The 18,655-nt window shown below is 39.8% G+C and carries 1 protein-coding gene; it reads left to right on the plus strand.

What is annotated here, in order from left to right; translation table 11 throughout:
• Positions 1-144 precede the first annotated feature (144 nt).
• The gene (locus BLV71_RS11715) at positions 145-18,654 is read left to right on the plus strand and encodes a tandem-95 repeat protein (RefSeq protein ID WP_093870728.1); all 18,510 of its coding nucleotides are present in this window, start codon (positions 145-147) and stop codon (positions 18,652-18,654) included.
• The last annotated feature ends 1 nt before the right edge of the window (position 18,655 follow it).

An 18,655-nucleotide genomic window follows, 5' to 3' on the forward strand; every position in this document is an offset into this window, starting at 1 on the left:
AAACGTCCCCCCAAACTATAGATTTGTCGTTGTAACGGCTAAATGTATTTTTTTGGGGGCTTTTTTATGCCCTCCATGTAATTTATTAAAATTAAAATAACACTAAATATAGTGTTGTAACAATATATACTAAATTCAATTTATATGGAGAAGTATTACTTTTCAAGAATAAGAGTTAATGCAGCTTTGGTGGCTTTTTTCTTATTTTCTTTTTTGTTTTCTTTTAATTCTTACAGTCAATGTGGGTTTGCTTCTAATGGAGGAACTGGTTTTACATGGTATAATACTGGTTTAACTGTAACACCAACAGTTGCTACTCAATTAACACCTAATTATTATACTGGAGGCTATTTTCTAATGAATGTAGTTACTGGAGGTGTTTATAATGTAAATACTTGTGGGGAAGCTACATATGATACCCAGTTGTCTCTATATAATAATGGAACTGGAGGTTTTTTAGCTTATAATGATGATAGTTGTGGTACTCAATCAAGTGTTAGTTATACATCAACTTTTACAGGAGTTGTTAGGGTAGTTTTTACAGAGTTTAATTGTAATGGTTTTGTTAATACAAGTACTCCTTTTAGTCAAATTGAATATTCAGGAACTGTCCCTGTAACTGATACTGATGGAGATGGTGTAGCTGATGGCTCTGATATATGTAATGGTTTTGATGATAATAATAATGCTGATGGAGATACAGTACCTGATGGTTGTGATTACGATGATGATAATGATGGAATATTAGATATTAATGAATTAGGAATTTGTGCAACAAGTAATTCTACGTTAAATTGGAATAATTTATATGCAGAGAGTACTAGTACAACTGATCCTGCTTTAGGAGATGATCCAGTTGTTGCTAATGCTAATTTAACTGTTAATGGAACAGGAGTAAGGTTAACTAGAGATGGAGGTGGGCTATCCACACAAGAGTATAGAGTTAATAATTTTGAGAGCTCGGGTTCTTCTTATACTTTATATCAAAAAGCAGAAAACGGAGGAGAATCTAGACATAGTTTTGAGTTTGATGAACCAGTGTATAATTTAGGTTTTACTCTTATAGATGTTGATGAAGGTGGTGGAAATACTACGTTTATAGATGAAGTAGAATTAATTTTGACTAAAACAGACGGAACTACACATACATTAAGTGCTTCTGAATATACATTAGATGGGCAAACATTTGCTTCTAATGCTTTTAGAGGACAAACAGCTAGTCGTGATAGAGATGTAGTAATAAATGGGGTACAAGCGTGGATTATTAAACTAGAAGTTGTATATAAAAACTTAACAACAGCACCTGTAGCTAGTCAATTCCAATTTGCAGGTTTAAGTAATTTTACATTTTGTAACACCCATTTAGATTCTGATAATGACGGAAGACCAAACTATTTAGATACAGATTCTGATAATGATGGTTGTTTTGATGCTTTAGAAGGTAGTAATACAGGGTTAACATTATCAAGTGTTGATAGTAATGGTAGATTAACTGGAGGTGTTGGTTCTACTGGTATTCCTAGTTCTGCTGGAGCTGGTCAAACTAATGTTAGTTCAACAAACTCTGGTGTAACAGGTGGCCAATGTGATGATGATGGAGATGGAGTAATTAATACTTCTGATGTTTGTGATGGTTATGATGATGCGATTAATAGTGATGGAGATACAGTGCCAGATGGTTGTGATTTAGATGATGATAATGACGGTATTTTAGATGCTGTTGAAGGATATTGTGATCAACCATTAGTTGCTAATTCTACTTCTGGTTCGGGAACTTTACAAGATCAGTTGTACTTTTTTAATTGGACAGGAACTGATTTTACTAATGGTATACAAAATGGAGATTCTCAAACATTTAATTTACCGGATGGCTTAGTTGTAACAGCTACATTTTCAAATGCAACTGGAAATACAAGTTCATTCATTCCAACGGATATGAATACATGGAGTGGTTCAAGCCTTAAGGATATGTATAATACTTCAGGAACAACTGAAGCTTTTTATGGAACAGTTAATGGAGCAGATGTGTCTTTCACTGTTACGTTTACAGCAACTAAATCTGGTAATCCTTATCCTTTATATTTATTGGCATTAGATGCTGAAGCTACAGCATCTGGTAGTGAGTCAATTCAGTTTAATACGAATGGAGGTGATTGGACTCTTTTAGAATCAATTGGAACTGGAGGTTCTTTTTCTGGTGCAGGTTCAAAAACTTTAATAGATACATCAACAACGTTAGGTAATAATTCTATTTATTATTCTGAAAATGCTTCTGTTTTAAATGTTACTATAAATCAAGGGGGGCTTGAAGGTGTTGCTTTTGGTATTCGTTTACTTTGTGATACGGATAGTGATGGAATTCCTAATTTAAGAGATACAGATAGTGATAATGACGGGTGTCCTGATTCAGTAGAATCTGGAGGAACAGATGCTACTAAAGATGGAGTTTTAGACGGAACTGGTTTCGATAGTAGTGGTCGAGTAACTGGAGGAACAGGAGGTTATAATGGAGTTAATGGAACTGAAATTATTAGTGAAGTGATTTCGAACGTTGTCATAACACCTGATCCGGCTTCAGTTTGTACTGGTAGTAATATAACATTAACAGCTACACCAACTGGACTTCGAGTTACTAATTTTGGAACAACCGGAGCAACAGGAGATGATATAACAACAGCTATTCCTTCAGGAGATTATGTGTATAAATGGTTTTTAGGAACTAGTACTACTCCTTTAACAAATGTAGCACCTTATAGTGGTACTTCTACTGCTTCTTTAGTAATTACAAATGCAACAGCAGGTTTATCTGGTAATAATTATAGAGTTGAAGTAACATCAACAAATAATAGTTGTCCACAAGAAGATACAGTAGCATTAACGGTTAATACTACTCCAGCAACACCAACAGTAAGTGTAACAGCAGCAAGCTGTTCAAGTGCAGCGGTAGTAACGGTAACAAATTATGTAGCAAGTGGTGTTACGTATACCTCTAGTCCAGCAGGCTTAACCGTAGGAGCAGGAGGAGTTGTAAGCGGAGGAGTAGATGGAACTTCTTATACCATTACAGCTACTAGTACCAGCGCAGGAAGTTGTCCAAGTACGGCCTCTTCAAGCTTTACTAATGATACCGATAGTCAATTAACAGTACCGAGTACGCCAGTAGTAAGTGTAACAGCAGCAAGCTGTTCAAGTGCAGCGGTAGTCACGGTAACAAATTATGTAGCAAGCGGGGTAACCTATACCTCTAGTCCAGCAGGTTTAACCGTAGGAGCTGGTGGAGTTGTAAGCGGAGGAGTAGATGGAACTTCTTATACGATTACTGCTACTAGTACCAGCGCAGGAAGTTGTCCAAGTACGGCCTCTTCAAGCTTTACGAATGATACCGATAGTCAATTAACAGTACCGAGTACACCAGCAGTAAGTGTAACAGCAGCAAGCTGTTCAAGTGCAGCGGTAGTCACGGTAACAAATTATGTAGCAAGTGGTGTAACCTATACCTCTAGTCCAGCAGGCTTAACCGTAGGAGCAGGAGGAGTTGTAAGCGGAGGAGTAGATGGAACTTCTTATACGATTACTGCTACTAGTACAAGCGCAGGAAGTTGTCCAAGTACGGCCTCTTCAAGCTTTACTAATGATACCGATAGTCAATTAACAGTACCGAGTACACCGGCAGTAAGTGTAACAGCAGCAAGCTGTTCAAGTGCAGCGGTAGTAACGGTAACAAATTATGTAGCAAGTGGTGTAACCTATACCTCTAGTCCAGCAGGATTAACCGTAGGAGCAGGAGGAGTAGTAAGCGGAGGAGTAGATGGAACTTCATATACGATTACTGCTACTAGTACTAGCGCAGGAAGTTGTCCAAGTACGGCCTCTTCAAGTTTTACTAATGATACCGATAGTCAATTAACAGTACCGAGTACGCCAGTAGTAAGTGTAACAGCAGCTAGCTGTTCAAGTGCAGCGGTAGTAACGGTAACAAATTATGTAGCAAGTGGTGTAACCTATACTTCTAGTCCAGCAGGATTAACCGTAGGAGCAGGAGGAGTTGTAAGCGGAGGAGTAGATGGAACTTCTTATACGATTACAGCTACTAGTACCAGCGCAGGAAGTTGTCCAAGTACGGCCTCTTCAAGCTTTACTAATGATACCGATAGTCAATTAACAGTACCGAGTACGCCAGTAGTAAGTGTAACAGCAGCTAGCTGTTCAAGTGCAGCGGTAGTAACGGTTACTAATTATGTAGCAAGCGGGGTTACGTATACTTCTAGTCCAGCAGGCTTAACCGTAGGAGCTGGTGGAGTTGTAAGCGGAGGAGTAGATGGAACTTCTTATACGATTACAGCTACTAGTACCAGCGCAGGAAGTTGTCCAAGTACAGCCTCTTCAAGTTTTACTAATGATACCGATAGTCAATTAACAGTACCGAGTACGCCAGTAGTAAGTGTAACAGCAGCAAGCTGTTCAAGTGCAGCGGTAGTAACGGTTACTAATTATGTAGCAAGCGGGGTTACGTATACTTCTAGTCCAGCAGGCTTAACCGTAGGAGCAGGAGGAGTTGTAAGCGGAGGAGTAGATGGAACTTCTTATACGATTACAGCTACTAGTACCAGTGCAGGAAGTTGTCCAAGTACAGCCTCTTCAAGCTTTACGAATGATACCGATAGTCAATTAACAGTACCGAGTACGCCAGTAGTAAGTGTAACAGCAGCAAGCTGTTCAAGTGCAGCGGTAGTCACGGTAACAAATTATGTAGCAAGCGGTGTAACCTATACCTCTAGTCCAGCAGGCTTAACCGTAGGAGCAGGAGGAGTTGTAAGCGGAGGAGTAGATGGAACTTCTTATACGATTACAGCTACTAGTACTAGCGCAGGAAGTTGTCCAAGTACGGCCTCTTCAAGCTTTACGAATGATACCGATAGTCAATTAACAGTACCGAGTACGCCAGTAGTAAGTGTAACAGCAGCCAGCTGTTCAAGTGCAGCGGTAGTAACGGTAACAAATTATGTAGCAAGTGGTGTAACCTATACTTCTAGTCCAGCAGGATTAACCGTTGGAGCAGGTGGAGTTGTAAGCGGAGGAGTAGATGGAACTTCTTATACCATTACAGCTACTAGTACTAGCGCAGGAAGTTGTCCAAGTACAGCCTCTTCAAGCTTTACTAATGATACCGATAGTCAATTAACAGTACCGAGTACGCCAGTAGTAAGTGTAACAGCAGCCAGCTGTTCAAGTGCAGCGGTAGTAACGGTAACAAATTATGTAGCAAGTGGTGTAACCTATACTTCTAGTCCAGCAGGATTAACCGTTGGAGCAGGTGGAGTTGTAAGCGGAGGAGTAGATGGAACTTCTTATACCATTACAGCTACTAGTACTAGCGCAGGAAGTTGTCCAAGTACAGCCTCTTCAAGCTTTACTAATGATACCGATAGTCAATTAACAGTACCGAGTACGCCAGTAGTAAGTGTAACAGCAGCCAGCTGTTCAAGTGCAGCGGTAGTCACGGTAACAAATTATGTAGCAAGCGGTGTAACCTATACCTCTAGTCCAGCAGGTTTAACCGTAGGAGCAGGTGGAGTTGTAAGCGGCGGAGTAGATGGAACTTCTTATACGATTACTGCTACTAGTACCAGCGCAGGAAGTTGTCCAAGTACGGCCTCTTCAAGCTTTACTAATGATACCGATAGTCAATTAACAGTACCGAGTACGCCAGTAGTAAGTGTAACAGCAGCCAGCTGTTCAAGTGCAGCGGTAGTCACGGTAACAAATTATGTAGCAAGCGGTGTAACCTATACCTCTAGTCCAGTAGGTTTAACCGTAGGAGCAGGTGGAGTTGTAAGCGGCGGAGTAGATGGAACTTCTTATACCATTACAGCTACTAGTACCAGCGCAGGAAGTTGTCCAAGTACGGCCTCTTCAAGCTTTACTAATGATACCGATAGTCAATTAACAGTACCGAGTACGCCAGTAGTAAGTGTAACAGCAGCCAGCTGTTCAAGTGCAGCGGTAGTCACGGTAACAAATTATGTAGCAAGTGGTGTAACCTATACCTCTAGTCCAGCAGGATTAACCGTAGGAGCAGGTGGAGTTGTAAGCGGAGGAGTAGATGGAACTTCTTATACGATTACTGCTACTAGTACCAGCGCAGGAAGTTGTCCAAGTACGGCCTCTTCAAGCTTTACTAATGATACCGATAGTCAATTAACAGTACCGAGTACGCCAGTAGTAAGTGTAACAGCAGCCAGCTGTTCAAGTGCAGCGGTAGTCACGGTAACAAATTATGTAGCAAGTGGTGTAACCTATACCTCTAGTCCAGCAGGATTAACCGTAGGAGCAGGTGGAGTTGTAAGCGGAGGAGTAGATGGAACTTCTTATACGATTACAGCTACTAGTACCAGCGCAGGAAGTTGTCCAAGTACAGCCTCTTCAAGCTTTACTAATGATACCGATAGTCAATTAACAGTACCGAGTACGCCAGCAGTAAGTGTAACAGCAGCCAGCTGTTCAAGTGCAGCGGTAGTCACGGTAACAAATTATGTAGCAAGCGGTGTAACCTATACCTCTAGTCCAGTAGGATTAACCGTAGGAGCAGGTGGAGTTGTAAGCGGAGGAGTAGATGGAACTTCTTATACGATTACAGCTACTAGTACAAGCGCAGGAAGTTGTCCAAGTACGGCCTCTTCAAGCTTTACTAATGATACCGATAGTCAATTAACAGTACCGAGTACGCCAGTAGTAAGTGTAACAGCAGCCAGCTGTTCAAGTGCAGCGGTAGTCACGGTAACAAATTATGTAGCAAGCGGGGTAACGTATACCTCTAGTCCAGCAGGATTAACCGTAGGAGCAGGTGGAGTTGTAAGCGGAGGAGTAGATGGAACTTCTTATACGATTACTGCTACTAGTACCAGCGCAGGAAGTTGTCCAAGTACAGCCTCTTCAAGCTTTACGAATGATACCGATAGTCAATTAACAGTACCGAGTACGCCAGTAGTAAGTGTAACAGCAGCCAGCTGTTCAAGTGCAGCGGTAGTAACGGTAACAAATTATGTAGCAAGCGGTGTTACGTATACCTCTAGTCCAGCAGGATTAACCGTTGGAGCAGGAGGAGTTGTAAGCGGCGGAGTAGATGGAACTTCTTATACCATTACAGCTACTAGTACTAGCGCAGGAAGTTGTCCAAGTACGGCCTCTTCAAGCTTTACTAATGATACCGATAGTCAATTAACAGTACCGAGTACGCCAGCAGTAAGTGTAACAGCAGCAAGCTGTTCAAGTGCAGCGGTAGTCACGGTAACAAATTATGTAGCAAGCGGGGTAACCTATACCTCTAGTCCAGCAGGCTTAACCGTAGGAGCAGGAGGAGTTGTAAGCGGCGGAGTAGATGGAACTTCTTATACCATTACAGCTACTAGTACTAGCGCAGGAAGTTGTCCAAGTACAGCCTCTTCAAGCTTTACTAATGATACCGATAGTCAATTAACAGTACCGAGTACGCCAGTAGTAAGTGTAACAGCAGCAAGCTGTTCAAGTGCAGCGGTAGTCACGGTAACAAATTATGTAGCAAGCGGGGTAACCTATACCTCTAGTCCAGCAGGCTTAACCGTAGGAGCAGGAGGAGTTGTAAGCGGCGGAGTAGATGGAACTTCTTATACGATTACTGCTACTAGTACTAGCGCAGGAAGTTGTCCAAGTACAGCCTCTTCAAGCTTTACTAATGATACCGATAGTCAATTAACAGTACCGAGTACGCCAGTAGTAAGTGTAACAGCAGCCAGCTGTTCAAGTGCAGCGGTAGTAACGGTAACAAATTATGTAGCAAGCGGGGTAACCTATACCTCTAGTCCAGCAGGTTTAACCGTAGGAGCAGGAGGAGTTGTAAGCGGCGGAGTAGATGGAACTTCTTATACGATTACTGCTACTAGTACCAGCGCAGGAAGTTGTCCAAGTACAGCCTCTTCAAGCTTTACGAATGATACCGATAGTCAATTAACAGTACCGAGTACGCCAGTAGTAAGTGTAACAGCAGCAAGCTGTTCAAGTGCAGCGGTAGTAACGGTAACAAATTATGTAGCAAGTGGTGTAACCTATACCTCTAGTCCAGCAGGTTTAACCGTAGGAGCAGGAGGAGTTGTAAGCGGCGGAGTAGATGGAACTTCTTATACGATTACAGCTACTAGTACCAGCGCAGGAAGTTGTCCAAGTACAGCCTCTTCAAGCTTTACGAATGATACCGATAGTCAATTAACAGTACCGAGTACGCCAGTAGTAAGTGTAACAGCAGCAAGCTGTTCAAGTGCAGCGGTAGTAACGGTAACAAATTATGTAGCAAGTGGTGTAACCTATACCTCTAGTCCAGCAGGCTTAACCGTAGGAGTAGGAGGAGTTGTAAGCGGAGGAGTAGATGGAACTTCTTATACGATTACTGCTACTAGTACCAGCGCAGGAAGTTGTCCAAGTACAGCCTCTTCAAGCTTTACGAATGATACCGATAGTCAATTAACAGTACCGAGTACACCAGTAGTAAGTGTAACAGCAGCAAGCTGTTCAAGTGCAGCGGTAGTAACGGTAACAAATTATGTAGCAAGCGGGGTAACGTATACCTCTAGTCCAGCAGGCTTAACCGTAGGAGCAGGAGGAGTTGTAAGCGGAGGAGTAGATGGAACTTCTTATACGATTACAGCTACTAGTACCAGCGCAGGAAGTTGTCCAAGTACGGCCTCTTCAAGCTTTACTAATGATACCGATAGTCAATTAACAGTACCGAGTACGCCAGTAGTAAGTGTAACAGCAGCAAGCTGTTCAAGTGCAGCGGTAGTCACGGTAACAAATTATGTAGCAAGCGGGGTAACGTATACCTCTAGTCCAGCAGGTTTAACCGTAGGAGCAGGAGGAGTTGTAAGCGGAGGAGTAGATGGAACTTCTTATACGATTACTGCTACTAGTACCAGCGCAGGAAGTTGTCCAAGTACGGCCTCTTCAAGCTTTACTAATGATACCGATAGTCAATTAACAGTACCGAGTACACCAGTAGTAAGTGTAACAGCAGCAAGCTGTTCAAGTGCAGCGGTAGTAACGGTTACAAATTATGTAGCAAGCGGTGTAACCTATACCTCTAGTCCAGCAGGCTTAACCGTAGGAGCAGGAGGAGTTGTAAGCGGAGGAGTAGATGGAACTTCTTATACCATTACAGCTACTAGTACAAGCGCAGGAAGTTGTCCAAGTACAGCCTCTTCAAGCTTTACGAATGATACCGATAGTCAATTAACAGTACCGAGTACGCCAGTAGTAAGTGTAACAGCAGCCAGCTGTTCAAGTGCAGCGGTAGTCACGGTTACAAATTATGTAGCAAGCGGTGTAACCTATACCTCTAGTCCAGCAGGATTAACCGTTGGAGCAGGAGGAGTTGTAAGCGGAGGAGTAGATGGAACTTCTTATACCATTACAGCTACTAGTACCAGCGCAGGAAGTTGTCCAAGTACGGCCTCTTCAAGTTTTACTAATGATACCGATAGTCAATTAACAGTACCGAGTACGCCAGTAGTAAGTGTAACAGCAGCCAGCTGTTCAAGTGCAGCGGTAGTCACGGTAACAAATTATGTAGCAAGCGGTGTAACCTATACCTCTAGTCCAGTAGGTTTAACCGTTGGAGCAGGTGGAGTTGTAAGCGGAGGAGTAGATGGAACTTCTTATACCATTACAGCTACTAGTACCAGCGCAGGAAGTTGTCCAAGTACGGCCTCTTCAAGCTTTACTAATGATACCGATAGTCAATTAACAGTACCGAGTACGCCAGTAGTAAGTGTAACAGCAGCAAGCTGTTCAAGTGCAGCGGTAGTAACGGTAACAAATTATGTAGCAAGTGGTGTTACGTATACCTCTAGTCCAGCAGGTTTAACCGTAGGAGCAGGAGGAGTTGTAAGCGGAGGAGTAGATGGAACTTCTTATACGATTACTGCTACTAGTACCAGCGCAGGAAGTTGTCCAAGTACAGCCTCTTCAAGCTTTACTAATGATACCGATAGTCAATTAACAGTACCGAGTACGCCGACGAATGGGGCAATAACACAACCAACATGTACAGTAACGATAGGAAGTTTCCAAATAGTAGGATACAATGCGTTGAATACTTATAATTTCACTCCAAGTGTTGTGAGTATTTCATCAACAGGATTGGTAACAGGAAATCCAGGGACTTATACATTTACAGTAGAAAATACAGCAGGATGTATATCATTAGCAAGTTCAAATATTGTTATTAATGAAGGTAATTGTACCGATGCAGTAGTTGATATCACAAATACATATGTTGATGTAGCTGTAAGTGGAAATGTATTAACGAATGATGAGGATTCAGAAGGAAACACTCAAACGGTAAGCTCAAATACGAATCCAAGTAACGGAACGGTAACGATCAGTGCAAATGGAGATTACACATATACACCAAATATAGGGTTTACAGGAGAAGATACTTTTACTTATACAGTATGTGATAATGGAACACCACAAGCATGTGATACAACAACAGTAACTATTGAGGTATTACCAGTAACAAGTGTAGGAGTAAATGATGGTCCAATCGCTAATAATGACACAGGAAATACTGAAGTAGGAAGTCCAGTAAGTGGAAACTTAGTATCGAATGACTTTGATCCAAATGGTGATCCATTAACGATCAATACAACTCCAGTAAGTAATCCAAGTAATGGAACAGTAACCATCAATGCAGATGGAACGTATACATATACACCAAATGCAGGATTTAGTGGAGAGGATACATTTGAATATGAAGTATGTGATAATGGAAGTCCAGCTTTATGTAGTACAGCGGTAGTAACAATTACAGTAAGTCCAGTAGATGGAACGAATGATAGTTATGCAAACGATGATGCGTTTAATGGAGATTCAAACAGTACTATCTCAGGAAATGTATTAACGAATGATACTGATCCAGAGGGTAATACTCAAACCGTGAATACAACAGCAGTAACAGGTCCAACAAATGGAACAGTAGTTATTAATGCAGATGGAACGTTTGTTTACACACCAACTGCAGGATATACAGGAACAGATAGTTTCGTATATGAGGTATGTGATAATGGAAGTCCAGTAGTATGTGATCAGGCAACGGTTTACTTAACTGTTAATCCAGTAAACACAACCGATGCAGTAGTTGATATCACAAATACATATGTTGATGTAGCTGTAAGTGGAAATGTATTAACGAATGATGAGGATTCAGAAGGAAACACTCAAACGGTAAGCTCAAATACAAATCCAAGTAACGGAACGGTAACGATCAGTGCAAATGGAGATTACACATATACACCAAATATAGGGTTTACAGGAGAAGATACTTTTACTTATACAGTATGTGATAATGGAACACCACAAGCATGTGATACAACAACAGTAACTATTGAGGTATTACCAGTAACAAGTGTAGGAGTAAATGATGGTCCAATCGCTAATAATGACACAGGAAATACTGAAGTAGGAAGTCCAGTAAGTGGAAACTTAGTATCGAATGACTTTGATCCAAATGGTGATCCATTAACGATCAATACAACTCCAGTAAGTAATCCAAGTAATGGAACAGTAACCATCAATGCAGATGGAACGTATACATATACACCAAATGCAGGATTTAGTGGAGAGGATACATTTGAATATGAAGTATGTGATAATGGAAGTCCAGCTTTATGTAGTACAGCGGTAGTAACAATTACAGTAAGTCCAGTAGATGGGACAAATGATAGTTATGCAAACGATGATGCGTTTAATGGAGATTCAAACAGTACTATCTCAGGAAATGTATTAACTAATGATACAGATCCAGAGGGAGATACACAAACTGTAAACACAACAGCAGTAACAGGTCCAACAAATGGAACAGTAGTTATTAATGCAGATGGAACGTTTGTTTACACACCAACTGCAGGATATAGTGGAACAGATAGTTTCGTATATGAGGTATGTGATAATGGAACACCAGTAGTATGTGATCAGGCAACGGTTTACTTAACTGTTAATCCAGTAAACACAACCGATGCAGTAGTTGATATCACAAATACATATGTTGATGTAGCTGTAAGTGGAAATGTATTAACGAATGATGAGGATTCAGAAGGAAACACTCAAACGGTAAGCTCAAATACAAATCCAAGTAACGGAACGGTAACGATCAGTGCAAATGGAGATTACACATATACACCAAATGCAGGGTTTACAGGAGAAGATACTTTTACTTATACAGTATGTGATAATGGAAGCCCACAAGCATGTGATACAACAACAGTAACTATTGAGGTATTACCAGTAACAAGTGTAGGAGTAAATGATGGTCCAATCGCTAATAATGACACAGGAAATACTGAAGTAGGAAGTCCAGTAAGTGGAAACTTAGTATCGAATGACTTTGATCCAAATGGTGATCCATTAACGATCAATACAACTCCAGTAAGTAATCCAAGTAATGGAACAGTAACCATCAATGCAGACGGAACGTATACATATACACCAAATGCAGGATTTAGTGGAGAGGATACATTTGAATATGAAGTATGTGATAATGGAAGTCCAGCTTTATGTAGTACAGCGGTAGTAACAATTACAGTAAGTCCAGTAGATGGGACAAATGATAGTTATGCAAACGATGATGCGTTTAATGGAGATTCAAACAGTACTATCTCAGGAAATGTATTAACTAATGATACAGATCCAGAGGGAGATACACAAACTGTAAACACAACAGCAGTAACAGGTCCAACAAATGGAACAGTAGTTATTAATGCAGATGGAACGTTTGTTTACACACCAACTGCAGGATATAGTGGAACAGATAGTTTCGTATATGAGGTATGTGATAATGGAACACCAGTAGTATGTGATCAGGCAACGGTTTACTTAACTGTTAATCCAGTAAACACAACCGATGCAGTAGTTGATATCACAAATACATATGTTGATGTAGCTGTAAGTGGAAATGTATTAACGAATGATGAGGATTCAGAAGGAAACACTCAAACGGTAAGCTCAAATACAAATCCAAGTAACGGAACGGTAACGATCAGTGCAAATGGAGATTACACATATACACCAAATGCAGGGTTTACAGGAGAAGATACTTTTACTTATACAGTATGTGATAATGGAAGCCCACAAGCATGTGATACAACAACAGTAACTATTGAGGTATTACCAGTAACAAGTGTAGGAGTAAATGATGGTCCAATCGCTAATAATGACACAGGAAATACTGAAGTAGGAAGTCCAGTAAGTGGAAACTTAGTATCGAATGACTTTGATCCAAATGGTGATCCATTAACGATCAATACAACTCCAGTAAGTAATCCAAGTAATGGAACAGTAACCATCAATGCAGACGGAACGTATACATATACACCAAATGCAGGATTTAGTGGAGAGGATACATTTGAATATGAAGTATGTGATAATGGAAGTCCAGCTTTATGTAGTACAGCGGTAGTAACAATTACAGTAAGTCCAGTAGATGGGACAAATGATAGTTATGCAAACGATGATGCGTTTAATGGAGATTCAAACAGTACTATCTCAGGAAATGTATTAACGAATGATACTGATCCAGAGGGTAATACTCAAACCGTGAATACAATTGCAGTAACAGGTCCAACAAATGGAACAGTAGTTATTAATGCAGATGGAACGTTTGTTTACACACCAACTGCAGGATATAGTGGAACAGATAGTTTCGTATATGAGGTATGTGATAATGGAAGTCCAGTAGTATGTGATCAGGCAACGGTTTACTTAACTGTTAATCCAGTAAACACAACCGATGCAGTAGTTGATATCACAAATACATATGTTGATGTAGCTGTAAGTGGAAATGTATTAACGAATGATGAGGATTCAGAAGGAAACACTCAAACGGTAAGCTCAAATACGAACCCAAGTAACGGAACGGTAACGATCAGTGCAAATGGAGATTACACATATACACCAAATGCAGGGTTTACAGGAGAAGATACTTTTACTTATACAGTATGTGATAATGGAAGCCCACAAGCATGTGATACAACAACAGTAACTATTGAGGTATTACCAGTAACAAGTGTAGGAGTAAATGATGGTCCAATCGCTAATAATGACACAGGAAATACTGAAGTAGGAAGTCCAGTAAGTGGAAACTTAGTATCGAATGACTTTGATCCAAATGGCGATCCATTAACGATCAATACAACTCCAGTAAGTAATCCAAGTAATGGAACAGTAACCATCAATGCAGACGGAACGTATACATATACACCAAATGCAGGATTTAGTGGAGAGGATACATTTGAATATGAAGTATGTGATAATGGAAGTCCAGCTTTATGTAGTACAGCGGTAGTAACGATCACAGTAAGTCCAGTAGATGGGACAAATGATAGTTATGCAAACGATGATGCGTTTAATGGAGATTCAAACAGTACTATCTCAGGAAATGTATTAACTAATGATACAGATCCAGAGGGAGATACACAAACTGTAAACACAACAGCAGTAACAGGTCCAATAAATGGAACAGTAGTTATTAATGCAGATGGAACGTTTGTTTACACACCAACTGCAGGATATAGTGGAACAGATAGTTTCGTATATGAGGTATGTGATAATGGAACACCAGTAGTATGTGATCAGGCAACGGTTTACTTAACTGTTAATCCAGTAAACACAACCGATGCAGTAGTTGATATCACAAATACATATGTTGATGTAGCTGTAAGTGGAAATGTATTAACGAATGATGAGGATTCAGAAGGAAACACTCAAACGGTAAGCTCAAATACAAATCCAAGTAACGGAACGGTAACGATCAGTGCAAATGGAGATTACACATATACACCAAATGCAGGGTTTACAGGAGAAGATACTTTTACTTATACAGTATGTGATAATGGAAGCCCACAAGCATGTGATACAACAACAGTAACTATTGAGGTATTACCAGTAACAAGTGTAGGAGTAAATGATGGTCCAATCGCTAATAATGACACAGGAAATACTGAAGTAGGAAGTCCAGTAAGTGGAAACTTAGTATCGAATGACTTTGATCCAAATGGTGATCCATTAACGATCAATACAACTCCAGTAAGTAATCCAAGTAATGGAACAGTAACCATCAATGCAGACGGAACGTATACATATACACCAAATGCAGGATTTAGTGGAGAGGATACATTTGAATATGAAGTATGTGATAATGGAAGTCCAGCTTTATGTAGTACAGCGGTAGTAACGATCACAGTAAGTCCAGTAGATGGGACAAATGATAGTTATGCAAACGATGATGCGTTTAATGGAGATTCAAACAGTACTATCTCAGGAAATGTATTAACTAATGATACAGATCCAGAGGGAGATACACAAACTGTAAACACAACAGCAGTAACAGGTCCAATAAATGGAACAGTAGTTATTAATGCAGATGGAACGTTTGTTTACACACCAACTGCAGGATATAGTGGAACAGATAGTTTCGTATATGAGGTATGTGATAATGGAACACCAGTAGTATGTGATCAGGCAACGGTTTACTTAACTGTTAATCCAGTAAACACAACCGATGCAGTAGTTGATATCACAAATACATATGTTGATGTAGCTGTAAGTGGAAATGTATTAACGAATGATGAGGATTCAGAAGGAAACACTCAAACGGTAAGCTCAAATACAAATCCAAGTAACGGAACGGTAACGATCAGTGCAAATGGAGATTACACATATACACCAAATGCAGGGTTTACAGGAGAAGATACTTTTACTTATACAGTATGTGATAATGGAAGCCCACAAGCATGTGATACAACAACAGTAACTATTGAGGTATTACCAGTAACAAGTGTAGGAGTAAATGATGGTCCAATCGCTAATAATGACACAGGAAATACTGAAGTAGGAAGTCCAGTAAGTGGAAACTTAGTATCGAATGACTTTGATCCAAATGGTGATCCATTAACGATCAATACAACTCCAGTAAGTAATCCAAGTAATGGAACAGTAACCATCAATGCAGACGGAACGTATACATATACACCAAATGCAGGATTTAGTGGAGAGGATACATTTGAATATGAAGTATGTGATAATGGAAGTCCAGCTTTATGTAGTACAGCGGTAGTAACGATCACAGTAAGTCCAGTAGATGGGACAAATGATAGTTATGCAAACGATGATGCGTTTAATGGAGATTCAAACAGTACTATCTCAGGAAATGTATTAACTAATGATACAGATCCAGAGGGAGATACACAAACTGTAAACACAACAGCAGTAACAGGTCCAATAAATGGAACAGTAGTTATTAATGCAGATGGAACGTTTGTTTACACACCAACTGCAGGATATAGTGGAACAGATAGTTTCGTATATGAGGTATGTGATAATGGAACACCAGTAGTATGTGATCAGGCAACGGTTTACTTAACTGTTAATCCATTAACAGAAACTGATACAGATGGAGATGGAGTTCCTGACAATGTTGATGAAGATGATGATAATGATGGAATAGCAGATGTTGATGAAGGATCTGGTAATAACAATGCTACTGGAGATGAAGATGGTGATGGAATACCAAACTGGCAGGATACTACCGATGATGGAAATACAGGAGATAGTTCTATAACTGATTATACAGATAGTAATGGTGATGGTATTCCTGATGTTTATGATACAGATGGAGATGGAGTTCCTAATCATTTAGATTTAGATAGTGATAACGACGGAATTTTAGATGTAGATGAAGGTGGAAATGGAGCTTTAGATACTAATGGAGACGGTGTTATAGATTCTAACGATAGTGGATATAGTGATGCTGATGGAGATGGACAAGATGATGATTCTGAAAATATTTCTGAACCAGATACCGATGGAGATGGAGTGCCAGATTATTTAGATCTTGATAGTGATAATGACGGAATTAATGATGTTATAGAAGATGGAAATGTAGATAATAATAATGACGGTATTGCTGATGGAGGAGATGCTGACGGTGATGGTATTGTTGATAGTGCAGATAGCGATGATTCAGGATTTGGTGAAGGTAACGGAGGAGAATCTGACAATACTGATACTGATAATGATGGAGTACCAGATTATTTAGATCTAGATAGTGATGATGATGGAGTTAATGATGTAGAAGAAGGAGGTAATGATGATGTAGATGGAAATGGTTTAGTAGATGGGCCAGATTCAGATGGAGATGGTATTCTTGATGTTGTAGATGAAGACGATAGTGGTTTTGGAGATTCAGGAAACTCAGATGTAAATGATACTGATCCTACAGATCCAAATGATGGAGGTACAGGTGTTGTAACTGATAGTGGTACTGATTCTGATGGAGATGGTATTTCAGATAGTGAAGATGGAGCAAATGGAGCGTTTGGAGATGCAATTGACACAGATGGAGATGGAGTTCCAGATAATATAGATGAAGATGATGATAATGATGGAATAGCAGATGTTGATGAAGGATCTGGTGATAATAATGCAACAGGTGATGAAGATGGTGATGGTATTCCAAACTGGCAAGATACTTCTGATGATGGAGGTTCAGGAGATAGTTCAACAACTGATTATACAGACAGTAATGGAGATGGTATCCCAGATGTTTATGATACCGATGGAGATGGAGTACCAAATCATTTAGATTTAGATAGTGATAATGACGGAATTTTAGATGTAGATGAAGGTGGAAATGGAGCTTTAGATACGAATGGAGATGGTGTTATAGATTCAAATGATACTGGATATAGTGACGCAGATGGAGATGGACAAGATGATGATTCTGAAAATATATCTGAACCAGATACTGATGGAGATGGAGTACCAGATTATTTAGATCTTGATAGTGATAATGACGGAATTAACGATGTTATCGAAGATGGAAACGTTGATGTAGATAATGATGGTATTGCTGACGGAGCAGATGCAGATGGAGATGGAATTGTTGATAGTGTTGATAATGATGATTCTGAATTTGGTGAAGGTAACGGAGGAGAATCTGACAATACTGATACTGATAGTGATGGAGTACCAGATTATTTAGATCTAGATAGTGATGATGACGGAATTAATGATGTTGAAGAAGGAGGTAATGATGATGAAGATGGAAATGGGTTAGTAGATGGGCCTGATAGTGATGGAGATGGTATTCTTGATGTTGTAGATGAAGATGATAGTAATTTTGGAGACTCAGGAAATTCTGATGTAAATGATACTGATCCAACTGATCCAAATAGTGGAGGAGATGGAGTAGTAAGTGATAGTGGAACTGATTCTGATGGAGATGGTATTTCTGATAGTGTAGATGGGGCTGATGATGTATTTGGTGATAGTTATGATTGTATAACAATTTTTAACGAATTTAGTCCAAACGGAGACGGAGTAAATGATGCTTTACAAATTGATTGTATAGAGAATTATAAAAACAATACAATTGAAATTTTTAATAGATGGGGTAATACTGTTTATAAAGCAAAAGGATATAATAATGAAGATGTAGCTTTCAAAGGAGTATCAAATGGTAGAGTCAACATTAATGTTGATAGTAAGTTGCCTGTAGGAACATATTTTTATGTATTAGATTTAGGAGATGGTAGCCCTGTTAAAAAAGGATGGATATATATTAACAGATAAT

Source organism: Tenacibaculum sp. MAR_2010_89 (assembly GCF_900105985.1).
GTDB lineage: Bacteria > Bacteroidota > Bacteroidia > Flavobacteriales > Flavobacteriaceae > Polaribacter > Polaribacter halocynthiae.

What these genes read in the sequence shown, in the direction of transcription:
- BLV71_RS11715 (WP_093870728.1), top strand. Translation starts at nt 145, where the DNA reads ATGGAGAAGTATTACTTTTCAAGAATAAGAGTTAATGCAGCTTTGGTG.